Annotated in this window: 19 protein-coding genes; 10 read left to right on the top strand and 9 right to left on the bottom strand. The window is 56.6% G+C overall.

Translation table 11 applies throughout. The annotated features are described in order from the left end of the window. The first annotated feature begins 215 nt into the window (after positions 1-215). Positions 216-2,657: a heavy metal translocating P-type ATPase gene (locus tag K227x_RS15615; RefSeq protein ID WP_145170850.1), complete on the top strand. Its 2,442-nt coding sequence runs from the start codon at positions 216-218 to the stop codon at positions 2,655-2,657. Positions 2,658-2,756: 99 nt separating this feature from the next. Here K227x_RS15615 and K227x_RS15610 read toward each other — a convergent pair whose 3' ends face one another. Both K227x_RS15610 and K227x_RS15605 read right to left on the bottom strand, forming a co-directional pair. After that, entirely contained in the window at positions 2,757-3,209 is a 453-nt protein-coding gene (locus K227x_RS15610) for an OsmC family protein (protein ID WP_145170848.1), read from the bottom strand. Continuing rightward, entirely contained in the window at positions 3,206-3,679 is a 474-nt protein-coding gene (locus K227x_RS15605) for a DUF1569 domain-containing protein (RefSeq protein ID WP_145170846.1), read from the bottom strand. Before K227x_RS15605 ends, K227x_RS15610 begins: the two co-directional genes overlap by 4 nt. A gap of 235 nt (positions 3,680-3,914) precedes the next feature. Here K227x_RS15605 and K227x_RS15600 point away from each other — a divergent pair, with 235 nt between their 5' ends. Then, entirely contained in the window at positions 3,915-4,262 is a 348-nt protein-coding gene (locus K227x_RS15600; RefSeq protein WP_145170844.1) for a tRNA-binding protein, read from the top strand. Between the two features lie 297 nt (positions 4,263-4,559). After that, entirely contained in the window at positions 4,560-5,858 is a 1,299-nt protein-coding gene (locus K227x_RS15595) for a Gfo/Idh/MocA family protein (RefSeq protein ID WP_391540453.1), read from the top strand. Positions 5,859-6,096: 238 nt separating this feature from the next. Here the strand turns inward: K227x_RS15595 and K227x_RS15590 are convergent, their stop codons facing one another. Further along, entirely contained in the window at positions 6,097-7,152 is a 1,056-nt protein-coding gene (locus K227x_RS15590; RefSeq protein ID WP_246145832.1) for a nucleoside monophosphate kinase, read from the bottom strand. Positions 7,153-7,875: 723 nt separating this feature from the next. On the opposite strand from K227x_RS15590, the gene K227x_RS15585 reads away from it, so the two are divergent. Then, on the top strand, positions 7,876-8,247 hold the full coding sequence (locus tag K227x_RS15585) for a hypothetical protein (RefSeq protein WP_145170840.1): 372 nt from the start codon (positions 7,876-7,878) through the stop codon (positions 8,245-8,247). Between the two features lie 171 nt (positions 8,248-8,418). On the opposite strand, the gene K227x_RS15580 is transcribed toward K227x_RS15585, so the two are convergent. The 5 genes from K227x_RS15580 to K227x_RS15560 all read right to left on the bottom strand — a co-directional run bounded on the left by K227x_RS15580 (position 8,419) and on the right by K227x_RS15560 (position 13,317). Beyond that, positions 8,419-9,099 carry a hypothetical protein gene (locus K227x_RS15580; protein ID WP_145170838.1) on the bottom strand — a complete coding sequence of 227 codons (681 nt, stop codon included), beginning with the start codon at positions 9,097-9,099 and terminating at the stop codon, positions 8,419-8,421. A gap of 364 nt (positions 9,100-9,463) precedes the next feature. Continuing rightward, positions 9,464-9,721 carry a hypothetical protein gene (locus K227x_RS15575; RefSeq protein ID WP_145170836.1) on the bottom strand — a complete coding sequence of 86 codons (258 nt, stop codon included), beginning with the start codon at positions 9,719-9,721 and terminating at the stop codon, positions 9,464-9,466. Positions 9,722-10,159: 438 nt separating this feature from the next. After that, on the bottom strand, positions 10,160-11,233 hold the full coding sequence (gene arsS, locus K227x_RS15570) for an arsenosugar biosynthesis radical SAM (seleno)protein ArsS (RefSeq protein ID WP_145170834.1): 1,074 nt from the start codon (positions 11,231-11,233) through the stop codon (positions 10,160-10,162). 78 nt (positions 11,234-11,311) lie between these two features. Then, the gene (locus K227x_RS15565; protein WP_145170832.1) at positions 11,312-12,487 is read right to left on the bottom strand and encodes a methyltransferase domain-containing protein; all 1,176 of its coding nucleotides are present in this window, start codon (positions 12,485-12,487) and stop codon (positions 11,312-11,314) included. Positions 12,488-12,759: 272 nt separating this feature from the next. After that, a complete protein-coding gene (locus K227x_RS15560) occupies positions 12,760-13,317 on the bottom strand; it encodes a thioredoxin family protein (RefSeq protein ID WP_145170830.1) in 558 nt (185 codons plus the stop codon). A gap of 558 nt (positions 13,318-13,875) precedes the next feature. On the opposite strand from K227x_RS15560, the gene K227x_RS15555 reads away from it, so the two are divergent. Together K227x_RS15555 and K227x_RS15550 are read left to right on the top strand one after the other, a co-directional pair. Continuing rightward, positions 13,876-14,742, top strand: coding sequence for a DUF547 domain-containing protein (locus K227x_RS15555; protein ID WP_246145831.1), 867 nt, complete (start codon positions 13,876-13,878; stop codon positions 14,740-14,742). 288 nt (positions 14,743-15,030) lie between these two features. Then, positions 15,031-15,798, top strand: coding sequence for a glycosyltransferase family 2 protein (locus K227x_RS15550; RefSeq protein ID WP_315854312.1), 768 nt, complete (start codon positions 15,031-15,033; stop codon positions 15,796-15,798). Positions 15,799-16,207: 409 nt separating this feature from the next. Here K227x_RS15550 and K227x_RS30625 read toward each other — a convergent pair whose 3' ends face one another. Then, positions 16,208-16,480, bottom strand: a complete 273-nt coding sequence (locus tag K227x_RS30625) for a hypothetical protein (protein ID WP_218933284.1) — start codon at positions 16,478-16,480, stop codon at positions 16,208-16,210. A gap of 323 nt (positions 16,481-16,803) precedes the next feature. Between K227x_RS30625 and K227x_RS15540 the strand changes: the two genes are divergently transcribed. From K227x_RS15540 to K227x_RS15525, 4 genes are all read left to right on the top strand, one after another. Beyond that, positions 16,804-18,927 carry an efflux RND transporter periplasmic adaptor subunit gene (locus K227x_RS15540; RefSeq protein WP_145170828.1) on the top strand — a complete coding sequence of 708 codons (2,124 nt, stop codon included), beginning with the start codon at positions 16,804-16,806 and terminating at the stop codon, positions 18,925-18,927. A 10-nt stretch (positions 18,928-18,937) separates the two neighbouring features. Next, complete coding sequence (locus K227x_RS15535) at positions 18,938-22,555, top strand: efflux RND transporter permease subunit (protein ID WP_145170826.1); 3,618 nt, start codon at positions 18,938-18,940, stop codon at positions 22,553-22,555. 109 nt (positions 22,556-22,664) lie between these two features. Continuing rightward, positions 22,665-23,981: a hypothetical protein gene (locus tag K227x_RS31190; RefSeq protein WP_315854311.1), complete on the top strand. Its 1,317-nt coding sequence runs from the start codon at positions 22,665-22,667 to the stop codon at positions 23,979-23,981. Between the two features lie 770 nt (positions 23,982-24,751). After that, positions 24,752-26,827: a TonB-dependent receptor plug domain-containing protein gene (locus tag K227x_RS15525; protein ID WP_145170824.1), complete on the top strand. Its 2,076-nt coding sequence runs from the start codon at positions 24,752-24,754 to the stop codon at positions 26,825-26,827. The last annotated feature ends 8 nt before the right edge of the window (positions 26,828-26,835 follow it).

Raw genomic sequence — 26,835 nt, 5'->3', positions numbered from 1 at the left:
CTATACTGCGAACCGAGTGGCATGGATCGGTCCACTGCTGCGGCGATCCAAAGCTGGCCAGATTTTAGGACGCCCATACCAGCAACATCTTGGCGTCGGATTTGTTGCATTTTGAACACCGCTATCCGGGCGCGTTACGCTTTTGCGGCTGAAAGCCCATTTACGCAAGGGAGAAACATTCATTGTCGTGCATCTTAGGGCAAGGGAAGAGCGAAATGGAAACCGAACAAATCGAGCTCGCGTTGCTCTTGCCAACGGTGTCCGACCCGGGCGACTCCTGCATCGGACGGCTCGCCGATTTGTTGACAGCCAAAGCCGGGATCGACTTGGCGCACGCGATCAAGGCGGACGAAGATCGGCCTGGCCGGATCTGCATTCATTACGATCCCAGTGTCGTCTCGACGGGCCAAGTGCGTGAACTGGCCGAACGTGCCGGTGTCGAACTGGATCAACGATACGGTCACTGGATTAGCAAGTCGCGGCCCACGCATGCCCGCCGCGCCTCTGCGATCGAGTCGCGTCTAGAACGCATCGATGGTGTCCTAGAGGCGGTGGTTTCCCCGGACGGTGCGGTCCGTGTCGAATATGACAAGGAAGCGACCAATGAAGCGGTGATCGCTACCGCGCTGAACGATTGGATTGGCGACGCGGAAAGTGTCGCTGACCCTCACGTCGGTCACTCCCACAGCGGACACGACCATGCTCACGGTGGCATCTTTGGGCCCAAGTCCGAAATGATCTTCGCGATTTTGTGCGGCGTGTTCCTATTGGTCGGTTGGCTGATCGAAACGTTCGGACAATGGGATCGGTGGGTAGCTCTCGGATGTTATGTCGCCGCCTATGTTTCTGGCGGTTACTACACGGTGACCGAGGCGATTGAAAAGATCCGTGCAGGTAAGTTCGAAATTGACTTTCTGATGATTGTGGCCGCCGGCGGTGCCGCCTCGCTGGGGGCCTGGGCGGAAGGATCGTTGTTGCTATTCCTGTTCAGCCTTGGACACTCATTGGAAGGCTACGCGATGGGCAGGGCAAAGCGCGCGATCGAAGCTCTGTCCGAACTGGCACCACGAACCGCGCGAGTTCGCCGCGATGGAACCGAATCGGAAATCTCCGTTGATGCGTTGATCGTGGGGGATGTCGTCGTCATCAAACCCGACGAACGAGTCCCGGCCGATGGCTTTGTGATCGCTGGGCAATCGAGCGTCGATCAAGCACCGATCACGGGCGAGAGTGTTCCTGTTGATAAAGTACCGGTTGACGATGTGGATGCGGCGGCCGCTGATCCAGAATCGCTTTCCGCAAAGTACCGGGCGTTCGCGGGCACCATCAACCAGTCTGGTTCGCTGGAGATCCAAGTTACCAAAACAGCATCGGAAAACACGCTCGCTCGCGTCGTCGCAATGGTCAGCGAAGCCGAGACGCGAGTTTCACCGACCCAAAAGTTCACCAAGAAGTTCGAGCGATACTTTGTTCCGACGGTGATCGCTGGTGTCGTGCTGTTGATGTTCGCACATTGGGTCATCGACGAAAGTTTCAGCGATTCGTTCTACCGTGCGATGGCGGTTCTGGTCGCAGCGAGTCCATGTGCGTTGGCAATTGCGACGCCCAGCGCCGTGTTAAGCGGCGTCGCCCGGGCGGCACGCGGCGGCATCCTGGTCAAGGGCGGCGGCCCATTGGAAAGCTTGGGCAGTCTTGACGCGATCGCGTTCGATAAGACAGGGACATTGACCGAAGGCGAACCCAAGGTGACAGACGTTTGCACCGCCGAAGGCGTCGACGAATCCGAACTATTGCGGTTTGCCATCGCAGTTGAAGACCTTAGCAAACACCCATTGGCCAAAGCGGTCGTCCGCGATGGACGGGCCAGGCTTACCGAGGCAGGGCAGGGAAGGGCAGAGACAGTTCCAGTCGCTTCCGATCTGAACAGCATGACTGGGCGCGGAATTCGTGCGACCGTCGAGGGCGATGTTGTTCACATCGGCAAAGACGATCTATTCGCAGAAATCGATGGAACGCCAATTCCCGACACGCTTCGTACGATCGTCGAATCGCTGGAACAGAATGGTCGAACCACCATGATCGTCCGCCGTGGTGAGCGGTACCTTGGCGTGATCGGGTTGATGGACACGCCGCGTCCGGCATCTAAGCGAACGATCGCGCGGCTGCGTGAACTCGGCATCCAACGGATGATCATGATCTCTGGCGACAATCAACAGGTCGCCGATGCGGTTGCCAAGGAGGTGGGCCTGGACGAGGCGCTTGGCGACTTGATGCCCGAGGATAAGGTCAACGAGATCAAGAAGCTGCACAGTGAAGGTGGTGTTGCAATGGTTGGCGATGGTGTCAACGATGCCCCCGCAATGGCGTCGGCATCGGTTGGGATCGCGATGGGGGCCGCAGGAAGCGACGTCGCGCTTGAAACGGCCGATGTGGCGTTGATGGCCGACAACCTGGACCTGCTTCCGCTGGCCATCGGACTCAGCCGGGCCACACGTCGAATCATTCGTCAAAATTTGTGGATGAGTCTGGGGATGGTCGCCTTCCTGGTTCCCGCAACGATTTTGGGACTGAACATCGGACCGGCGGTTGCGCTTCACGAAGGCAGCACACTGGTCGTCGTCTTCAACGCACTGCGTCTGCTGGCGTACAAGGAATAGCCGCAACGAACGGAACGTGTCGTCGCCCGTTACGCGACCGCAAAGCCGATAGCGTCCATTGCACCCGCGTTCGGCAAACGGACCGGCCGAGGTCGCGAATCAAGATTCGATTCGGACTTCGGTTTTGACGGAATTGGCGATAAAGCATTCCTCATGGGCTTGCCGGTGCATCTGATGCACTTCGTTGGCCGTTGGTACGGTGGTGCCTGACCAGGTGATGACTGGATGCAGCGTCACGATCGCGATGGACAGTTTTCCGTCATCGTTGGACTTCATCTCGCCAACTGCTTGGTCTCGATAGTCTTGTAACGCAAAGCCTGCCTTTGCGGCGATCGAAAGGAACCACAGCATGTGACAGCTAGACAGCGATGCCACGAACGCTTCTTCGGGATCGACGGCGCTAGAGTCCGACATCGGAACCGCCACGATATCGGGGGACGACGACGCTGGAACTTGCAAACCCCCATCGAACATCCAAGTGTGCGCACGGCTGTAACGATGCTTGTCGAAGTCATCGGCATGGTTCGTCCAGTGAACGGTGGCGTGGATCATGCGGTCGGTTTGTTTGGAATCAGGAATCCCAGGTGATGGCTGGCGTGCATCCACATGAATTGACGCCAGTCTTCGACGTCGAAATCATCAAGGAATGGATAGTCGATCAACGGTCCCGGGAATTCGCTGGCTCGGTTGATCGCGGCAATGCAGTCGTCGATGATCGCATCGTTGTCGGGACCGGTTGGGGACGTCGGTTTCAGTCGTTTCAGTGTCGGTGCACTTGTCATCTTTCGGGTTCGCAACATTCGCTTGCAAACCCACTTGATGATTGTGGCTCGCAGGATCCACGGCAGCCGAAATCCGAACCCGTCCATCCCGCCGGTCATCGTGGCCGTCAAGTGCTCGCACGCCTGAGTCAGGTTCCAGTTCTTCGTTTGGGTGTAGCCCCCGGTCCTTAGTCGCTGGATCTCTGCGATCACTTCATCGCCGGAGTGGAAGTCGAGCGTACGTTTGCTTGACGCGGCCATGGTCAATTGTCCGGCTAGAGGGGTGAATGTGAATAACTTCGGCGTTTACAACTTGGTGCAGTCCATTCTAAGAACAGTTCATCAGCCGCACCATGCGTCGTGATCCGAGCGACTTCCGATGTCAAGGCAAGCGACACCACAGTCCTGCTTAGGGTAGAACACGTTTCGTTTGGCTGCGAGAAATCGCCGTGATTGACGTTTTGGAAAACACTCGACTCGTGAACCGTTGGAACAAATGACCGAATCTGGAATCATCGGTTGGCAAGACTTTCAAAATGTCGATCTGCGTTCGGGGACGATCACGTCGGTGGAAAGTTTCCCGGAGGCGCGCAAGCCTGCGTACAAGATCACGGTCGACTTCGGACCCCTGATCGGGACGCGGCGCACCAGTGCCCAGATCACGGTCAACTACACCCGAGAAGAATTGGTCGGTCGGCAAGTCATTGGTGTGATCAACTTCCCGCGGAAACAGATCGGACCGTTCATGTCGGAGTTCTTGATCGTTGGATTCTACCGCGAAGATGGATCCGTCATCTTGGCGGTACCCGACAAGCCGGTCAGCAACGGATCCAGGCTGGCCTAGCACGATTCTCGGTCCGCCCCCGCGCGTGCGACTTTCGCCGGACACGGTTTTTAAGCGAAAAACGCTGCCCAGGCTGGACAGCAGGCTTTCCGCTGCAGTCGGACTCACGCGGCGATTGCGGTTGGTTTATACTGGGGTACTAGTCTTCCGGGGACGCTTCGATAGCGATTCCTGGGATGTGTTCAGCGCATGTCCGACCCACCACGCAAATATTTACGAGATAGATGTATGTCCGCTCCTTTGAATCTTTCCCGCCGTCAAGTTCTGGGAAGCATCGCTGCCGGGTCAGCCGGCGTCATGATGTCATCCGCCGGCCGCGTATTGGGGGCTCCGGCCCCAAGTGACCGTCCTGTTTTCGCTACGATCGGTTTGCGGAACCAGGGCTGGACGATCACCAACAAATCGACCCCATTCGCTGACTTCGCCGCCTTTGCAGACGTCGATGAAACCGTTCTGGGCGAGAATCTTGAAAAGCTTGAAAAGAAGACCGGCAAAAAGGCGGACGGTTACAAAGACTATCGCAAGGTTCTTGAACGCGACGACATCGACGCAGTCATGATCGGTGCGCCAGACCATTGGCATACGAAAATCTCTGTCGAAGCGATGTTGGCTGGCAAAGACGTCTACTGTGAAAAGCCGCTGACACTGACGATCGACGAAGGCAAACTGATCGAGAAAGTAGTCAAGCAAACCGGCCGTGTGTTCCAAGTTGGAACGATGCAGCGTAGTGAAAACGATCAACGCTTTCTGAAAGCGATCGCGTTGATCCGCGACGGACGCATCGGTGAGATTCGCAAGGTCACCTGCGGAATCAACGGCGCGACAGGATCGCCCGTGATCCCTGCTATCGAAGTTCCTAAGGGACTCGATTGGGACAGGTGGCTTGGCCCTGCACCGAAGGTTGACTACCGCGCATTGCCAGAGATGCGCGAAGGCTACGGCGGCGGCGTACCGCTGTATACGAATTGTCACTACGCATGGCGGAACTGGTACGAGTACTCCGGCGGTCAGATGAATGACTGGGGTGCTCACCACGTCGACATTGCGACTTGGGCATTGGGGGCTGGCGACACCGGACCGAACAAGGTTACGCCGGTAAGCTTTTCATTGCCGGTGGACTACAAAGATGGTTATCCGACTGTCAACGACCAGTACAACTCGCCAACGAAGTTCGAAATCCTTGCCAACATGCCCGGCGACATTCCGATGGTCATCACCAGCGAAGGTGACAATGGGATTTTGTTCGAAGGCACGAAGGGACGCTTCTTTGTCAATCGTGGCAAGTTGGCCGGCAAACCGGTTGAAGACCTCGAATCCAATCCGCTGCCCGAAGGGGCCGTGGAGGAAGTCTACGGCGGCCCGGTTAGTAAAAACCATACCGACAACTTCGTCGCAGCGATTAAGTCTCGCAAGCAACCGATCTCGGACGTTTGGTCCCACAACCGAATGCTAGAAACCTGTCACTTGGCGAACATCTCGATTCGTCTGGGACGCGCCCTGAATTGGGATCCCAACGCCCGTCAGATCATTGGTGACGACGAAGCGAATTCGTTCCTGAGTCGCGAGAGCCGCAAGGGCTACGAAATCGACATGTAGAACCCATCGTCATCCATGCGATCTTGCGACGGTCGTGAATCGACTGTCGCGGGTTCGCATCGGGGATGCCGAGGAATGTTCACTTCGGTGCGACAACCTTGTCGCACCGATCGGATTGCCGATCTGGGATCCAGCGGACAGCGCGTCTATCGGTGATGCCTATCGGTAATGATGGCCTGTGAATCTTGGCCAATGAAGTTTGCAGCTTGACGTCTGCAAAGCGACGTCTGCGGGACGACTACTGGGGGAATGGCCTCAGCCCGAGCAGCATTTCCGCTCTTTCGGACAACGGTTTCGACGCCAGCGTATCATCGGTGAACTCGGCCAGGTGTTCGCAGAACATCGCGTAGACCGTTTGGCGGTCTTGGCTGGTGTCAAATTCGATGCACTTGTTTTGACGCTTGAACCGTGCAACCGTTGGCAAAGTCTCGGCCTTGAAGGTATCGAACCTGGATTTCAGGCTTTCGACGTTGTCATCCACTCGCCCTGTGTACTTCGCACGCGCCAAAACTCGCTGCTGCAGTACATCGAATGGACATTCAAAGAACAGCATTTTTGGCAGTTCACTCTGTTGACCAAATGCGTCGTTCCATGCATTCAAGTTCGAATCCGAACGTGGGAACCCATCCAACAGGAAGTTCTTTTTTCCCGTGGTTCGCGTGATCGTTTCCATCGCATCACGAAGCAGTTTCACCACGATATCGCTGGGGACCAGATCGCCCGCGGCGATGATGCGTTCGATCGTATCCGCGGTAGGGCCTCCCGATTCGCGCTGAGCACGAAGCAGTTCGCCCGTGGAAAGGTGAGTCCAGCCAAGCTGAGACTCTGCCAATTCGCACATGGTGCCTTTTCCCGCGCCGGGACCTCCCAGCACGAACACGACGTTGGGGGCGGGACAGGGTTGGCGAGGATCGAAGTGATGGACGACCACTTTGGGCGCCGGTTCCACTCCCTTTTTGTAGACATGCCATGGTGTGTTGGTCGGGGGCATGTCGTCGTCGCAGGTTGCGTCGTAAGCGAGATGTCCGTCCAGTCGACAGATTCGCCAAGACTGATACGTGTTGGAGTACGAAAGGGCAGGGCTCCTAGCCGATTTTCCATCAGCCCGATCCCATGCCATCTTGCCGTTCCAATAACCCAGGCTTGAGATCGTCCCCGATTCCGACTCAGTCGGTGGCGCGGTGGAGGGAACGAACAGGCCGTCCACTTCGGGAAGCCCGGCCCCAGAGACCTCGATGTAGAAGGTGTTTGGCTTCAACGAATTGGATTCGACCATGGAAGTTGCGGCAAGCATTAGGAGGAAAAAACATCGTTGCCATCACGAGACAAAGATCGGACTCGATTCGGATTGTCGTCGGTGCAGGCACACGGACCTTGGGATCGTCCGCGGCTGCACAGTTGACCCCAAATCGCATCCCCAAGCAATTCCCATTGACCCTGGCTGGGCGGCGCCGTCTCGGGCTAGATTCTTCGCAATTCACTGGATTTTCGAATGTGTTAGCGTGATCGCGCCAACGCTGTGATTCATTTCGTATCGGATGTCGTCAAGACTTTCGGTCATCCAGAATCCAGGGCCGAAAGTATCGACGGATTGTCGATTTCGTCTGCGGTTTGGGCGATAGCGGGATGTTGATCTAGTGTCACCCGACGCGTGAACGCGGGATTCGATTCCGTCACTCGATTCCGCATCGCTTTGTGATTCCGACGCTACTTCCGCCGCACGCGTCGGCCGACCGGGCATCTTTCAATGCCAGATCACCGTATCGCGGATCTGCCTGATTGCAGGAACGATGCATATCGGCGTGAACCTCGACTTCACTTTGTAGCTCTGTTGCTATAGACGCTGGCATTCGTCGAATCGAAACCGCCGGCAAGCGTTGTTCCACCCATTGTGAAAGCCTCCCAAATGCGTGCGATGATTTTCTGTTTCGCCAATACGACCGGCCGCGAGTGATCCCGAACATATTCCAGCGGAGAACCAATATGCACGAATCAAAATTTCACTGTTTGCGGAATCATGAACACCAAAACGAAAGCCCCATCCAAAACCGCGATCACGGTCGCGGCCCGGATCGCAGGCGAAGACATCGCCAAAGGTGACTACATCACCATCCTTAGCGAGATCATTGAAGTCCCGTCCTTTCTGTGGGATTGTGCCAGCGTTTCGCTACCAATCGACGAACCCGTTCGGACTCGCTACTTGCCGCGTGCAGCAGGGAAACCTCACAAGGTCGTCGCCGTCTGTTTGCCGTTTGTCTACGCCAAGCGACCCAAGGGAAAGTTGATCGCGTTCGATACACGACAACAGCAGTTGGTCCGACTTGATCGCCGGAACGGTCGGTCACTTTGGAAACAAATGCGAAAAGCAAAGAAAAAGCATGATCGGTGATCCGATCCGTGGAACCGCTTGATCCATCCGCACGAGGCCGGTCGGATAAGCCGAGTCGAATGGGCCGACTGCAACCCGCCTTGGGGTCCAGAGCGGCGGTGTGGAGAACGCCGCTTTGGTTGACTCGAGAACTGCACCATCGGACGCACCAGCGGCGCCGATGGGGACTTGCTACTTCGCAGCTTTGTACTTGTCGGGGTTGTTGTCGAACATCTTCTGTTGTTCTAGGCCGGGGAACTGGTAACGCAATCCATTGTAGATGCTAGTGAATTGTGGCTGGCCGGCAACGTCCTGGTTCATCTCGACGCGGCAAACCGAGCACTTGCCATCCAAAGCCAAGTCTGCATTTTCGTACTTGGCCGGGTTCGCTTGGAACATCTTTTTGGCCTGTTCATTTGCGAACAGGTACAGACGGTTTTGATGTGCCACTGCAAATGTCAGGTCGCCGGGCACACGTTTGTGCATCTCGACTAACGCGACGACACAATCACCGCCTAGTACCGGTGTATATTTGGCCGGGTCGCTGAGGAAAACGTTCTTTTGTTCATCATTCGGGAACAGATAGATCTTCCCGTCTTGCTTTGCCGAAAACTGTGGATTGCCCTTCACCCACTTCTTCATGTTGACGACGCAAACCGGACAATAGCCTTGCAGGCCGACTGCATTCCCGTTGGCTTTTGTACCGCTTCCCGGTGCCGAACTGCTGGGGGCCGCCGTGCGTGTTGGCGCCGTCCGGGTTCCCGATTGAGCCGTTGCTGTTTGGGCCAATGCAGTCAATGACATGCATGCGATTGCTGCGATCATGACGCTCTGGTGCTTGATCCCGTTTCGTAGAGTTTGACTTGTGTTCATGGCTTTCGACCTGTTGATGGAGTGAGTTAGCAGGGCGAACGATCGCCCGCTTCAAGGACGGTCGAATCGCTAGACCCTTACAACAAAAGTCCGAAATCAATCTGATTTTGACATTCCGCGTCTGTTGACCCCGGGTGGTCACGGTCCGCCCAACGGGGCCGTGTGCGCCACAATTCAAATCGTTGAATCCAGAAGTCGATTTAGCCGTCTGTATGTGCAATGACCGTAACGAGTTCCGGCATTCCAACGCCGCGAAATTTCGCGAAGTTTGACTTCCTGCCCATCGAAGCGGCGGATGCCATCGAACAATCGGCATCAGTCTTTGATCGGGGCACGCTCGTGTTTCCCGGCCGTACCTTTTCGATTAGGAATTGAAGATGAAATTTGGATGGAAATGTTCAGTGATCGTGTTGTCAGCATTGTCGGCTTGCGTCATTGGCAGTGACGCCAATGCGCAAAACGCGACTTGCCGAGGTGGATGCTCGGCATCCAACAGCACGTTCGCATCGGCTCCACAAGTGTTGACAACGCATTCGACGTATTCCACACCATCGGTTGTGTCCAGCCCGACCACGTTCACTGCAGCACCGACGGCAACGTTTACCGCCGGATCGGGATGCATCTCTGGCAATTGTGGTGGAACGGTAACCGCATCGCATCACGTTGATAGCAACGTTGCGTCGATGCCTTACCAAGCCGCTTCGTTCCATCGCAGTTACTCGCCCAGCCACTCGGCACCGATGACTTCCATGCCAGTGAGCGCATGGCAAGGCGTCGCTTACCCGACAAGCTCACGCCCAACCTGTTCTGGCGGTTCTTGTTCAGGAACTCGGGTATTCCGCAGCCGACGCTAATTATCGGCGATTTTGGTGCCAGAGATCGACGATCCTTTTTCTGGCCCGATGACGTCCCCGGTGGTTGTTGAACCAGCGGGGACTGGGGCGCTGGCAGTCGATGTCGGATCGGATATTCAGCGCTCGTCTTTCCGATGGTTGGAATCGCTTGCCATGTTTCCCTTGCCATCCGAATCATGGCGGCAATCAACCCTTGGTATTGACGTTCATCGTGGTGTGGCCTTTGAAATGGTTTTTACAACGGCCCCCTGACAGCTTGATCCGCATCCGGATGTGCACCCGAAGCAGTGACGACCGGTCATGATTTTCCGGTCCGAAAGCTTGTCCAGGTCAAAGTCTTCGATGGTTTGTGGCATCCCGTCAGAGAGTTCCATATTCAACATCTGGTTGAAGTCACAGTCGAAGAGTCGCCCCTGCCAGTCGACAGAGATCATGGTGCGGCACATCACGCCTGGAACCGCCAATGGATTGAAGCTGTCGATCAAAGTTTGCAGATACTGGTCCAGTTTGTCCGCTTTCAGAAGATCATCCAGGAATCGACTGATCGGCAGATTCGTGATGGTGTGCAAGTTTGTGAATTCGATCTCGTAGCGTGACTTCAGCTCGCTGCGATAGGTCGCTTCCAATTCGTCCTGTTGCGGCGGAAGGGAAAGGCCAATCGGATTGTAGACCAAGGATAGCGTGCGGCCGGAACCCGGCAGACCGTAGCCGAGTGAGTTCAAGCGGCGCAGTGCATCGATGGATCGTTTGAAAACGCCATTGCCACGTTGGCTGTCGCAGTTTTCTTCCAAATAGCAAGGGAGTGACGCGACGACTTCGACATTGTGATCGGCTAAGAATTCGGGCAAGTCCTTGAATCCGTTGGCCATCAAGATTGTCAGATTGCAGCGATCGATCACGCGCCGCCCAAGCCGACTGGCTTGTTGGACCAGCCAACGGAAGTTTGGATTCATTTCCGGTGCGCCCCCCGTGATATCCAAGGTTGGAATATCGCTTTTCGCCAACACATCGATAATCGCTTCGGCGGTTTCGCGGGTCATGCTTTCGCGGCGATCCGGACCGGCATCCACATGGCAATGGGTGCACGTTTGGTTGCAAACCTTGCCAACATTGATCTGAAGAACTTCGACGCCGGTCGAACGCAGCGGTGCCAAGCTCCTGTCGCAGAGGGTTTCGTCAAAGAACGGTTGTGGGGATGACTGCGATCGGCCTTCCAGGATTTCTCGCTGAAGGGCGGCGTTGGCGAGTTCTGCCTTTTGTCGCAACAGGGTCAATTGCATGGGGAGTCTTTCGACATTTGCGGAGAGTGGGGGGAGACATGACAAGGGTGGGACGAAGGTTCGCTGTCGCGTTGATCGCTAACAGCAGGCTTCGTCGCCGCATCCCTTGGCGGGGGCTTCCGTCGTTGCGTGATAGTCCATCCCCTTGCTTTCACGCGGATCGCGTTTGACGCTGCGCCCGCAATCGAATGCGGTCGCTTCTTTGATTGGAATGGGGTTGCGTGGCTCGATCGAATCGAACATGCCTCGGTAGGGCGCGTCTTGCAGAATCTGGAACGTCTTATCGCAAACGGCCATGCGATCGCCGCGACGATAAGTGTGTCCGTCGTCGTCTTCGACCGACTTGAACGGACCGCGATAGACGACGGCTTGGTTGCGTTCCCAACACGGCCCCTGCTTTCCTTTGTACGCAACAACCGTGACCGAACGGAATTCGATGCCTTCGACCGTTCGCCAAGGTCTGCTTTCACGTTTAACTAATTCGATCCCATGAAATCCAGCGTCTTCGAACGCCCGCATGAACTCGTCTTCTCGGAATGCACCGGTAATGCAGCCAGACCAAAGATTCGGATCCTGCTGCAGCCGTGCCGGCACCGACTGGTCGCAGACGATGTCGCTAATCGCCGCTCGACCGCCCTTCCGCAGTACACGGAAGATCTCCGCGAACAACTGCACGCGATCCTGTTGACGCACCAGGTTCAGCACGCAATTGGAAAGAACGCAGTCGACCGAATCGTCGGCCACAAGCGGTCGCTCGCGTCGAAGCCGATCCTCTGCATGACGAAGGGCAAGATACCCCGCGGGGTCGTTCACCGGCCGCTGTGACAACTCCGTCGCAAGTTGATCCAGGTCCAGCCCAAGATCTTGGATCAGACCATATCGGAAATCAACGTTGGCATAGCCAAGACGCTCGGACACCGTCGCCGCATGTTTACGAGCGAGCGACAGCATCTCGCGATTGCAGTCCACTCCGATCACGTGGCCATCCGGTCCAGCAACCTGAGCAGCGATGTAACACAATTTGCCGCCACCACTGCCCAGATCCAAGACCGTATCCCCGGGGCGGACATACGGCGTAGGATCACCGCAGCCGTAGTCCTTGTCGATGATTTCGCGTGGAATCACTTCAAGCAATTCCGAGGAGTACTGCACCGGACAGCACAGAGCCGGTTCTACGGATTCAGCAGCGGCGGAATATCGCTGGCTGACAGAAGCTTCGGCGGGAAGCCGGTGTTGCATGACGGGAGAGTTCATCAGGCCGATCGTCCTTTCGGGGTCAAGAGACACAACCGTCACAGCGAGCGAGTGACGTGTGCCAGGAGGACGACCGGTACCGCAGATCCTTACGGAGAAACTTTCGGCATTTTTGAAGATGGCGGACGAACAGATCCGTTCCGTCGGCTAATCAGACCGCGATTCAGACAGGCGGTCGGGATGTCAGCCCGGCGCCGATGGCGAGCTGCTTCGAACAGAGATCGACGCGAAGTTTTGCGTGGGGATCTGCGTCGCGAAAGGAAGTTTAGGGGTTATTGCAACCACGACAGCAGGCGATCCTTGTCCGCGACGCCGGACTGTCGTTTTTCAATTTTTCCGTCTTTGACCAAGATCAACGTCGGGATCCCTTCGACGTTCAGGTCACGTGCAATTTCTGGATGATCATCGATGTTGATCTTGATCATCAGTGCACCACGCCGGGCTGCCGTTTCCTCCACTTCGTGCAAAATCTGTCCCTGATGCTGGCACGGTCCGCACCAATCGGCATAGAAATCCAGCAGTACCGGACCGCCGGCAGCGTTGACCTTAGCCGCCAGATCGTCGCCCGCCGACAGCGTAATCAGGGATGGTCGGACAGGCCTTTGCGCCGACGAGGTGGTCACCAATGTGTCACCGGTGGATGATCCCGCAACGGGAAGCGGTTGCGGCTGCGAAACTGTTTCTACCGACACTTCCTGGCTGACAATGGGCGTCGAAAAGTCTTCCGATGGGGGCGATCGAAACGCAGCCAGACGGGCATCGGTGCAGCCCACGAAAGTGGCGACGGTGGTGAGTATCCCAATGAACAATACAAGTGAGTTGATTTTCATCGTTGAAACCTAGATGGAATGCGGCGGAAATGGGAATGGCGGTTTTCGGTGCGGCGTGCTGGCAAGACTAGAATTGCTGTCACGGCAACGATTCCGCCAAGGGAGGAATCGGCAACCGCTCAGTTATCGACTTGCGATGCCAAGCAGAACGACGTTGGCCTAGCTTTTGTTATCGGGCCGCTTCGCGCAGCAATCGGTGATCCAGCACACGGATCCAAAATCGAATGTCCAATCAAGGATGGGCAGGTCGGGGCATTTCGAAATGGCTAGGAACGCAGCCGAGGTCGCTCGTTCAGCGTCGCGTCGAGTAGATCGTTTCCTTGACACGCCGTTTCCAATCGTCGATCCGAATCGGTTGCGGATGGATTGGCATCGGCATTTCACGTGAACGCAAGCCGAAGGTGGAAAGGCGGTTTCGATCCATCCAACGTGACCGATCTAACAGACCCGGCTTGTCGACTCTGCGACCATTTGGCGGTACAGCTTTGCGTATCGCCATTGGGTGGTGGGCAAAGGAGTTTTGGTCGCTCGCATCGATTTTTTGAACGGAGTCATCGAATGATGAAGTCACGTTGTTTTCCACCCGCAGTCACCGTATTTGCGTTTGTCTTGTTTTCGTTGGCCTCTACGCATGCCTCGGTGGCAGGTACCAAAGTGAACTTAGGACCGAAGGTGCCTGTGCAGCAGCAGGTATCGATGGATCGGATCGACCCGAGTGATTGGGATGGGCTGCTAAAGAAGTATGTGGACCCCAACGGCAACGTCGACTACGCCGCATGGAAGGGGAATCCGCAAGATGTGCAGAGTCTGGATCGATTTCTGGCACACTTGTCATCCGCCAGCCCCCACGGCCGAGCAAGTTCGTCTGCGAAACTGGCGTTTTGGATTAATGCCTACAACGCGGTGACGGTACGCGGAATCCTTCGGGAGTATCCGACCACCAGCATTCGAAACCACACTGCGAAACTTTTTGGGTACAACATTTGGAAGGACTTGTTGCTAAACGTCGGTGGCACGCCCTATTCGTTGGATCAGATGGAGCACGAATGGTTGCGGAAAATGGGCGAACCACGGATTCATTTTGCGATCGTGTGTGCGTCACGTAGCTGCCCGCGTTTGTTGGCCGAAGCGTACACCGCGGAAAAACTTGATTCGCAATTGACGTTGAACGCGAAAGTTTTCTTCGCCAGTCCAGGCAACTTTCGCTACGACCGATCACGGCAAACGTTTCAACTCTCGTCGATCCTAAAGTGGTTTGGGGAAGATTTCGGAAGTGATCAAGCGGCCGTGCTGCGTACCATCGCAGCCTATTTGCCGTCTCGCGAAGCCCACGATGCGGCGATGGCCAACTCGGTTTCGGTCGCCTATCTGGAATATGATTGGGGGCTGAATGATCGGGCAACCGCAGCAAACCCAGCTCGATAGCGCCTCCCCCAATTTCATCTCCGTCCTTCGTGCGATCGGATCCCATGCTGATGTTGGGTTTTGTGAGATTGCTCACAGACCCGGCGGGGCCAACGGTGCTAGTTTGCCGTTCCGCGTCGCAGGGACGAAGGTTTGCGACCAAGCAGCGAGCGATCGAAAAGTGTCGCTTCTTTCTTCCCCCTTTCTCTAACTCTCTCCCCCGCAAACCGCTGCGCGGCGGGGCGAGGTGACTTGAATCGCGACACTGATTGATCGCTCGTTGCGAAGTGTTTCCGACCGAGGCCAACAATGATCGCGATGAAAGAATTGGAATCTCCTGTGTTGACGGCCACCCGACGAAACGACCTCGAATCGGTCGTCGTCATCATTCCTGCCTTGAATGAACAGCGTTCGTTGCCGCTGGTGCTGGCTGACATCCCCCATGTTTCGCAGGTGATCGTTGTCGATAACGGTTCCACCGATGACACAGCGAAGGTGGCGGTCGACGGTGGTGCTTCCGTCGTCCATGAACCTCAGCGTGGTTACGGGGCAGCGTGTTTGCGTGGTCTCGCGGCGTTACACGAAGACATCGAACGGACCAACAATGTCCCGCGCGTCGTGGTCTTCTTGGATGCCGACTATAGCGATCATCCGGATCTATTGCCTCGATTGGTTGCACCGATCTTCGAAGGGCGTTCGGACTTTGTCTTGGGTTCCCGTCTACTTGGCGAGCGGGAAAAGGGCGCCATGCCGCCGCAAAGTGTTTACGGAAACAAGCTTGCCTGCTTTCTGATGCGGCTTCTATTTCATGTGGCCTATACCGACCTAGGGCCATTTCGAGCGATCGACTACCCGAAGCTTTGCGCCCTGCAGATGAACGACGAGAACTTTGGTTGGACGATCGAGATGCAGATCAAGGCTGCACAAGCTGGATTACGTACGATGGAAATCCCGGTTCCGTATCGCAATCGCGTCGGAACCAGCAAGATTAGCGGTACGTTAAGCGGCACCGTGAAAGCCGGTTCGAAGATTCTCTACACCGTCGCCAAGTACGGTTTGCAAAAGCGTTCGTCGTGAACGAAGCTGCGACGAATCTCGCATGATCGCATAGCGATCTTGATCCGGCGTCGGATGCCACGCGTTGGCAGCAGCGATAGTCATCGGATTGGGTGTCCGCAGATCGGCTGCGACTTTGAAAGTGCTCCGCTGGCTGGTTGGCGACCAGCGGGGACCGATTGTGCCGATCGGCAGGGCAAAGATCGCATGACCGGACGTTTTCCTCTTGAACACTTTGGGCAGATTCCTGCTATAGTGAGGATACCGACCCTGGGTATCCACATTGGAAGGTTCCGTTGATCCACGTCCCGCGAATCCGAATCGCTGTCAACCTTTGTCTGATCGCCGTAATTGCGATTCAGCCGATGGTGTTGGCCGCTGCGCAGGGGACGTGTTCCGAAGGGTCGAAGTCCAGCACTTGCTGCCAGGATCAGACGTCTGATACCGGCTGTGCTTGCTGCGCAGTCCAATCCGCTAGCGAAGGCAGTGGCTGTTGCAGCAAAAGTAAACCGGAATCGGATGCGCTCAGTTGTTGCTCGAAACCATCGATCAAGCGAGATGCGGTCAACGTTTCCAGGAATGCTGTCGAATCCGTTTGGACGCCGGACCGGGCTGGCAATGATCGATTGACGACGGATACCGACGCGGTCGCAGGATCTGCTTGTAGGTGTGGCGTCCACGCACAGCCCATGGCTCCGCCCACCGACGGTGCACCTGTTACGCAGTCGCGGCAATTGGTTGTGATCGGATACCTCGATCACATCGCATCGGATGCCATGGACCAGGGTTGCACAACCCATGTGCAGACGCGCCTTCCGATTGGTGAACTGTCGTCGCATTTTTCTCAGCGATTTCTTTGCATTTGGCGGATCTAACGCCGTCTTTCTAGGAGATCTGCGCAGTCGCAGGTCTTCGATTCTCCATCGGTTTCTTGGCGGGTGATGCTGCGCGCTCATCGCTCAAGAAGCCTATTCGAAATGCAATCCGACACGGCCTCGTCGTGTCTCCCTGAACGATGACAATGTCATGAATCAAGAACAATCGAATCGAGACGCCGAGGCTTCGGCGAGCGACGTTTCCAAAGAACCGAAGTCTGCGCATACGGCTGTATCGGCCAATCAAGCAGAGGTGGTTTCGCCTGCTACGAGTGCCGCGGTGCCCGGTGTGCGTCCATCGGGATCGGTCGCCGGTCCTAGGTGGTTTGTGCGCGTCTGCGTGCAGGCGGCTGCGATTGTGATCGTTGCCGGCCTTGTCTTGTTTCTGCTGGGGGTGGCGCAGCGGACCGAATGGTTGACCGCAGATGGATTTTCAGGAGGGCAAGCAACGGTAGTGGGACACTCGGCCGGTGAAGCCCAGAAACGGTACATCTGTCCGATGATGTGCACACCGCCATCGAATCAACCTGGACGTTGCCCGGTGTGCGGGATGGAGCTGGTCGAACTGACCGGTGGGGCCGACGGTGACGGAATTTCGGTGATGATCGAGCCATCGGCGCGGCGGTTGGTGGGGATCCAAACGGCGGTTTCAAAGATGGGGGAAGCCAACCGAACCATTCGTACGATCGGGTCGATCGATTTTGACGAAAGCCGATTGTCGACGATCAGCGCCTATGTCGATGGCCGATTGGAAACCATGTATGCCGATTACGCCGGGGTGAAAGTCAACGAGGGTGACGACCTTGCTTTGATCTACAGTCCGCAGCTGTACACCGCGCAGACCGAGTTCATCACCAGCATGAACAGCGATGGAAAGATCGGACGTTTCCAAATCTCGGGAAGCAACCTTAACCAGATCGCACGCGACAATTTGACGGAGCTTGGTATGACCGAGAGTCAAATTGACCGGTTGCAGGAGTCGGGCAAGGCGATGTCACGCATTCGGATCAAATCTCCGCAACGCGGCACTGTCATTGAAAAGTCGGCCGTCGAAGGCGACTACGTGAAGACCGGACAAAATCTGTACCGAATTGCGGATCTTAGCACGGTCTGGTTGATGTTGGATCTGTTTCCCGAAGATGCTTCTGCCGTTCGGTTTGGGCAGCAGGTCGAGGCCGAGATTCAATCGATGCCAGGCGAAGTCGTGACCGGCCGTGTCGCGTTCATCGACCCGGTCGTGAATGCGAAGACGCGAACGGTTCGCGTACGCGTGGAAGTGCTGAATTTTGACGGCAAGCTGCGACCAGGCGATTACGCCACGGCACGCGTGACCGTTCCGGCGATTCCGCAAGACAAGGTCTACGATCCCGCCCTGGCGAACAAGTTCATCAGCCCGATGCACCCACAGGTGATTCGGGACCAGCCTGGGACCTGCCCGATCTGTGATATGGATTTGATTCCCACATCGGATCTTGGCTTCGCAACCGAATTCCTGCCGGCGCAGCAGGTGATCACGATTCCACGCAGCGCCGTATTGCTCGTCGGCGAAAACAGTGTCGTCTACGTTGAAACTGAACCGGGCCGATTCGAAATTCGCCGAGTCACGTTAGGGCCGATGAATCGCACCGACGCGGTCATCATCGAAGGCTTGTCTGCCGGTGAAACCGTTGCCACGCGAGGCAACTTCTTGATCGATTCGCAGATGCAACTGGCCGGGAACCCATCGCTGATCGATCCAACAAAGGCGCCGGGCTTTTCGCCGGGACCGCTTCCGCTTCGCAAATCAAGTCCGGTCGTGATGGACGCTGGTGCGGGCATTCAGGTTGACGAGACCTACGACGCATATTTTGCGATCCAGCAATCCCTGGCTGCCGACCAGACGCCAAGCCCGGTTGCCTTGAATACGTTGATCGACGGCCTCCGCGGATTGGAGACGTCACCAGAGGTTCCCGATGATGCGCAGCGTCGGTTTGCGGTCGCACGGCGCGCGGCTGCCGGGATGGACGGATCGCTAGACATCGCTCGCAGAGCATTTCGACGCGTCAGTCACGCTCTGTTGCAGGCTGCCACAGCGGTCCGCGGGCCGAAGACTGCCACGCAGCTGACGCATCACTATTGCCCGATGGTGCCCGGTGGTGGCGGCGATTGGATCCAACCCGGTGGCGATACGGCGAATCCCTACTGGGGCAGCGAAATGTTGACGTGCGGAGAAGTCGTCAGTGACATGGCGATTTCGGACAGTTCTGTTTCCACATCCACTGGATCGGTGAAATAGGAATCGAACCATGTTGAACTTCCTGATTCGCTTCTGCGTGAAAGAACCTTGGCTGGTCGTGATGTTGACGGTTGGGGTCAGCATTGCTGGTTGGATCTCTTTCCGCGCCATTCCGATCGATGCGATTCCGAACATTGGCGAGAACCAGGTCATCGTGCTAACGGCATGGCCGGGTCGGTCGCCCAAGGACATCGAAGACCAGATCACTTATCCCCTTAGTGTGTCCTTGTTGGCCGTTCCCGGCGCGGATTCCGTGCGTGGCAAGAGCATGTTCGGATACAGTTTCGTGCAGGTGACGTTCAAGGACGAAATCGATTTCTACTGGGCACGCAGTCGTGTTTCGGAACAGCTTGGTAGCGCCGCGGCGCAATTGCCCGATGGCGTCGTGCCTCAGCTTGGACCGGACGCGACGGGGCTGGGGCAAGTCTATTACTACACACTGATCCCACCTCAGTTGAGTCAAGGGCAGGGCAGGGGACAGGCGACCAAGGCAGGCATGGGGCTAGCCGAACTGCGCAGCCTGCAAGACTTCGTGGTCAAGTACGAACTGCAAGCCGTCGAAGGGGTCAGCGAGGTCGCATCGATCGGTGGCTACGTCCGGCAGTATCAGATCGAAGTCGATCCCGACAAACTCCGCTTCCAAGGTATCACGTTGGACCAGTTGGCGACGGCCACCAAGGGATCCAACGTGGATGTCGGTGCCAAAACGGTGGAAACCACCGGGATGGAGTTCATCGTTCGCAGCAAGGGACTGCTGGGTTCCGACGGCGACCAAGCTAAAACGGTCGAAGACATCGAAAACATCGTGATCGTCCAACGTGACGGTGTTCCCGTGCGAGTCCGTGACGTCGCGAAAGTGCAGATCGGGCCGGACTTCCGACGCGGGGCGTTAGATTACAACGGCGCGGAAGCTGTGGGCGGGGTCGTTGTGATGCGATACGGCGAGAATCCTCGCGTCGTGATCGACCGGGTGAAAGAAAAGATCGCGGCGATCACACCTTCGCTTCAGGGCGTGACGATTCACGGCGTCTACGATCGCAGCGGGCTGATCGACGAAACGATGGCGACACTGACTCACGCGCTGCGTGACGAGATCATCATCACGGCGATCATCATCCTGCTGTTCCTGCTGCACATCCGCAGCAGCATCATTGTGGCGATCTGCTTACCCGCCGCAGTGTTGATGTCGTTCATCGCGATGCGGGTGGTCGGCGTCGATGCGAACATCATGTCGCTTGCTGGGATCGCGATCGCGATCGGAACCATGGTCGATATGGCGATCATCGTGTCCGAGAATATTTACCAACATGTATGCGACTGGGAATCTGCCAATCAGGATCATTCACTCCGTCACGAACAGGGAAGTCACGACGCAGTCGGATCCGACCCTTCTAAGCGGACGGATTTCGCATCGAAGTCGCGAAGTGATGTCGTCTACGAGGCAACGGTCGAAGTTGCACCAGCGGTCGTGACTGCCGTTGCTACAACGATCGTCAGCTTTCTGCCTGTGTTCTTTCTAACCGGGCGGGACTACAAGCTGTTTTCTCCGCTGGCCTACACCAAGACATTCGCGATTGCCGCCGCGATGGTCGCGGCGGTCACGATCGTGCCCGCCTTATGCCGTTTGATGCTGCGTAGTTCGGTGCGTCGAAAGAGCACGGCTTGGATCACAGGCGTCTCCCTTGCCGGGTTACTGGGGTTGGCGTCGCACTTTCTATGGGGAACGCGACTGGGGCAGCACTTTGGTCTGCCGACCTGGGCCGTCACAGCGATCGCCGCTTCGATCGGTTTGATCGGCGGATGGCAATGGATGCGTGAGCGGATTCGCCCGATCGAAGAGATTCCATCGAGTCGTTTTGTGCGATGGATCTACGCGGCACGATTGCGTCATGCACTCAATCACAAGATGTTCGCGCTATCGTTTCCGCTCGTGCTGTTGCTGGTGGGCATTGGTGCGTACGTCGGAATGCCAACTTTGTTGCGCCCGGTGGAAAAGGTTGCCAACCTGTTTGGGGCCGAACTGAACGACTTTCCGGGGTACGTGAATGCAAAGCATGTTTTCACGGGTTTGCAAAGCGACGATTGGATTGCCTTGGACGAGGGCAGTTGGTTCTACATGCCGACGCTCTATCCTGCGGCCAGCTTTTCACAAGCGATGCAGGTATTGCAGACCCAGGATTTGCTGATCGGACAAATTCCCGAAGTCAAAGACGTGCTTGGGAAAATCGGTCGCGCCGAATCGGCACTGGATCCGGCTCCCGCCGCGATGATCGAAACCTATGTGATGCTGAAGCCGGAAAGTCAGTGGCGCGACGGCGTAACGGCGCGTGACGTGTGGGATGAAATCAATCGTGTCGCGACATTGCCCGGTGTGACACCCGCGTCAGCGCTGCAGCCCATCGAAGGACGGGTGGTGATGTTGCAGTCAGGCATCAAGGCGCCCATGGCGATTCGTGTCTATGGCGATGAACTGGACGCGCTGTCAAAGGCCGCGATGGATGTCGCTGGCGAGCTGAAAAAGTCGCTGTTGATCAACGCCGGCACGGTGAATCCGGACATCGTGCTGGGGAAACCCTACGTCGAGTTTACCGTCGATCGCCAAGTGGCGTCCCGATACGGCATGAACGTGTCGATGGTGAATCAGGTGATCGAAACGGCACTGGGGGGAATGAACTTGATCAAGACTGTCGAAGGCCGCCAACGGTATCCCGTGCGGCTTCGGTACAACCGCGATCTTCGCGAACAGATCGACGGCCTGAAGCGATTGCCGATCGTCACAGAATCCGGCGCCGTCGTTCCGCTAGAAGAACTGGCCAAGCTAGAAACGACTTGGGGGCCGGGGGCGATCAGCAGCGAAAACGGTCGGCTCGTGGCGCACGTCTCGTTCATGACCAACGGCAGCCGAGGCGACTTGGAATCCATCACGGCGATCGAGAAGCAACTTCGCGACGCACAATCATTGCCTCCATCGGATCCGAATCGGCTGTCGCTTCCAGCGGGCTATTCGCTTGAAGCGGTCGGCAGTTTTCGCAACCAAATGGAAGCCAACCGCCGACTCGTGTGGATCATCCCTCTGGTGATCTGCATCAATCTGTTGCTGATCTACATGGGATTCCGCAACCTTCCGATTTCGATTGCGGTCTTCACTGGCATCCCGGTCGCGTTCGCGGGTGGCATGATCGCGATTGCGACGATGGGTGTGGAACTCAATACCGCGGTTTGGGTCGGCTTCATTGCGCTGTTCGGTCTAGCGGTCGACGACGGTGTCGTGATGGCAACCTACATCCATCAATTATTGAAGAAGCGGAAGATTGAATCGGTTGGCGACATTCGCGACACGGTGTACGAAGCGGGGCTGAAACGCATTCGGCCGTGCATGATGACCACGGTGACGACGCTAGCGGCCCTGATCCCGGTGCTGATTGCAACCGGTCGCGGTGCGGATGTTGCCCGAGCGATGGCGATTCCTGTGTTCGGCGGAATGCTGGCCGAACCATTTACATCGTTCATTGTGCCCACGCTGTACTGCGGGTACTTGGAACTGAAGATGCGATTCGGAAGCCACGACGAACTTTTTGACGAATGTGATTCGATCCAGCAGGAGGAAGCCGTGATTGCGACAGAGTGATTTCCAATCGCTCGTGGAGCGGATGGCGACACGAGCATTCTGATACGAACCTTTCCATGTTTGATGGACCAAGCGGATTGTGTCCAGACTTTTACAACGGAGTTTTCTGATGAAGCGAAGAATGATTTTCAGCGCGTGCTTGATCGCGATTTTGGGATCAACGGCCTTGGCCCAAGCTGCGGAGGTCCAGACTGCGGAGGTCCAGCACACGGGGACCCAGCACACGGGGACCCAGCACACGGGGACCCAGCACACGGGGACCCAGCACACGGGGACCCAGCACACGGGGACCCAGCACACGGGGACCCAGCACACGGGGACCCAGCACACGGGGACCCAGCACAATCACGTAGGGCACGATCACGCGGCGGCCGGCACGGAGATGAACGATACATCGTCGACCGCACGGACATCGCATGCAGGGCCACACGGCGGCAGTCTGAAACAAGTTGGCAATTTGCAGTTCGAAACGGTCGTTGCACAAGGCGGACTGCGATTGTTCGTCTTCGATCGTGGTGGAACGCCGGTGCAGCTGGATCAAGGCCGTGGAACGGTGTCGGTCAAAATCGAAGGCAATCCGAAACGTTACCGCTACGACTTGCTTCCCGACGAAAAGGGCGGCTTGTCGGCAGCGGTGAATTTGTCGAAGTTAGCAGGGATTCAGATGGACGTGGCAATCCAGGTGGTGGGCGTTGCACCGCAGACGGTTCGCTTTGCTGAGGTCGCGACCGTTCCGATCAGTCGTCAGCAGTTGGCGGCGGATGCGATTGCACGACAAAAGATCTGTCCCGTCAGTGGCAAGGCTCTGGGCAGCATGGGGGAACCGGTTCTGGTCGGTGTCGACGGACAAAGCCTCTTTGTTTGTTGTGACGGCTGCGTGGATGCGGTCCATGCGAACCCGGCCAAATACGCCGGCGGTCGGCCGCAGATCACGGTCACAACCGCAACGCTGGCAGACGCGGCTGGCATTGCCGCCCAAAAGGTTTGTCCCGTGATGGATGAACCGCTCGGTGGGATGGGGACGCCCGTGAAGGTATTGATTGGCGACAAACCCGTTTATCTGTGCTGCAAAGGTTGTGTCAAGAAAGTCCAGGCGGAACCGGCCAAGTACCTGGCAATGGTTGCCGACCGACGGTCGGAGGGTCAAAGCGGAACTCCGCCTGGGACCGTGCCCGCTGGAAAGGACCAAATTCGCGAAGGGGTTTTTCGGGTTACGGCAGCGGACGCTCCGTTCGTGTCGGCCCAAAAGGTCTGTCCTGTGATGGATGAACCACTCGACGCCATGGACGGCCCCTACAAGGTCAACGCCGCCGGCAAAGCCATCTACATTTGTTGCCCCGGGTGTGCCAAGAAGATCGCCGCGGATCCAGCGAGGTATTTGGCTGTTCTGAAATCACACGGAGTCGAGGCTCCCGCCATCCGTTGAAATTTGAAAGTGGATCGTCCCTAGGACGCGACTATCCATTCGTTCGTCCCTTCTACGCGGGGGCGGTGTCGAGCCCGATTCACTTCGGTGATGAAGTCACCACGCCGCCCCTGCCTTTTTCCGCTTTTGCCATTCAATCTGCGGACGCCATTGCAGCAATCAGCGTCGATCGTTCCATGACGGTTGGCAGCATGTGTCTGCGGCCGAGCAAAAGAATCGCAGAGCGTGATCCAGAACGACACCGCTTCGCATCCATAGGTGTTGGACCCGAGCAAATTGCGACAGTCTCAGCGGTTTGATGCTGCGTGAACGGCTCGTCCGCGGCAATGTCGGTGGATAGCAGTTGCGTATCGCAAAATAAGAAGGCTTCTGGCACCGGCCAATCATCTGTGCCCCAGGAGATTGCTTTCGCAATATGGTCGGTGCCAGAAGCAAGTTTGTCTGTTCGCTCTGCCCAGCGAATTTGATTCAGACATCGTTTCACTCTCTACACTGAACCCTAGAACGAACTTGGCGTGCTTGGATCGGTATTCGCCTCAGATGCGGGAAGCCGCTTCGGCACGTGGCGATTTGGCGACAGTCTAGAAGCAGTTTGGCATCAGACACGACGTCCGATCGGTATCGCGGGCATTCCAAACGCCGTTGAGGGAGGATTGGTTCGGGTGTCCGCAAATCCACCACCTAGATTCGGTCCGTATCGAATCATCGACCGATACTCTTTTTAGGGAAACGAAACAATCAACTCTCTCTGGCATGGATGGAACTTATTGATGTCCATGTCGGTAGCTCGTTTAGCGTTCGGGTCAGCGTTGGCATTGGTGCTAGCGTTCTTGGGGTGCGTCCAGGGTAGGGCAGAGGAATCAACGCCAAGGATTGTGGACGTCGACGCATCGGCGGAATCCCTTGAAGGTGTCGGCGACGAAATTGACGACGAAGCGATCTTGGACCTTGATCTAGAAGATTTAGGAAAAGTCGCTGTCGTCGTTGAATCGTTCGACATGGAAGTTACATCGGTTACTCGGAACGAAAGTACCGTAGGGCGCTCTCCGGCAGCTGTGTTCGTCATCACAAATGAGATGTTGAGACGGACCGGGGCAAGCAGTTTGCCGGAGGCCCTACGGTATGTTCCGGGAATGACCGTGGCCCGACTGGACGCCAACAAATGGGCGGTGTCCTCGCGTGGTTTCAATGGCGAATACGCCAACAAGTTACTGGTGCTGCTTGACGGCCGAAGCCTCTATTCGCCGACCTTTGCAGGGGTCGTCTGGTCGCATCATGACATCGTGATGCAGGATGTCGAACGGATTGAAGTCATCCGCGGCCCGGGTGCAAGCGTCTGGGGCGCCAACGCCGTCAATGGCGTGATCAATGTCATCACCAAGGACGCGGCTGACACTCAAGGCATCATGGCCAGTGCCGGTGGCGGGACCGAAGATCGAAATATCACGACGGCCCGATACGGCAGCAAAATCGGCGATGTCAGCTATCGACTGTATGGAAAACGGACCGAACGCGACTCGGGATATTCCGCCGATTCCATCGCTGCGGATGATTGGCGAGCCGGCCGAGTCGGTTTTCGTTCCGACTGGTCGTCTTGCGAAGAAGACTGCGACCACGTAACGGCTGAGGGCGAGTTGTATTCGGGGACGCTTGGTCAGTACGCAGAGCGGACACCCATCGGCACAGCTCCCTATACGGATGCCTTTCCTGTCGATGATTCGATCAGTGGCGGCTTCGGGTTGGTGCGTTGGAAGCGTCGTTTAGAGGACGATTCGTCTGTTTCGCTGCAATCCTACTATGACCAGCGTCGGGCGATGCCGGTATTCCAGGACTCACGCTTGGATATCTTCGACCTGGAGTTTCAACACCAACTTGCGCCCATCGATGAGCATCGCGTTACTTGGGGATTGGGGTATCGAAGCACTTGGACCGATATCGAATCGGTCAATGAAGTGGCGGCAAGCTTTTCGCCATCGAGTGTTCAAACGATTCTGTTCAGTGGATTCGTTCAGGATCAGTACTCGATCTACGAAGACTGGGATCTGACCGCAGGCTGCAAATTCGAACAGAACGACTATACGGGATTGGAATTTCAACCGACGCTGCGTTTGCTGCACACGATCAACGATCGGCAAGTCGTTTGGGCAGCCGCGTCACGTGCGGTGCGAACACCATCGCAGTACGAGTCCTTTGGCAAGATCCTTGTGCCCGCCGAACGCTTTCCGATTCGCACACTGGTACGCGGTTCACAGTCGTTGCAGGCCGAAGACGTGTTTACGTTGGAATTGGGCTACCGTGCCCAGCCTTCGGACCGATTTTCTTGGGACCTTGCAGGGTTCTACAACCACTATTCCGATTTGATTGGGCTGCAGTTGTCAGGGTATCCGGCGGGCGTCCCTCTGACTGCACCCGCAGAATTTTCCAACATTGGGACGGCTGATTCGACCGGGTTGGAATTGTTCGCGAAATGGCAAACCACTCAATCGTGGCAGCTGTCCTCCGGGGCAAGCTTTCTGTACACCGACCTAGATGGACTCGATCGTGGCGGTGTTGGATTTCTCGCTCCCCGTTTTCAAGCTTATGCGACGTCTTTCTGGAATCTGACACCGGACATCGAATTTGACGCTTCGATGCGGTACGTCGACAACCATACGGAAGTTGCGGCTCCCGCCTACGTTTCGATGGATGCTCGCGTTGGAATCCATCTTACCGACGGTTGCGAGTTCAGCATCGCAGGCCAGAATCTGCTGGATTCTCATCGCCAGGAAGCCGTCTATTCGACACTGTACTCCAATCGCACCGAGGTACAACGCGCCCTGTACGCTCAATTGACATGGAGGCGATAGTTCGAAGC

Origin of the sequence: Rubripirellula lacrimiformis, assembly GCF_007741535.1 — a bacterium.
Lineage (GTDB): Bacteria > Planctomycetota > Planctomycetia > Pirellulales > Pirellulaceae > Rubripirellula > Rubripirellula lacrimiformis.
Note: the sequence above shows the minus strand (reverse complement) of the source record. Positions and strands in the feature narration are given on the sequence as shown.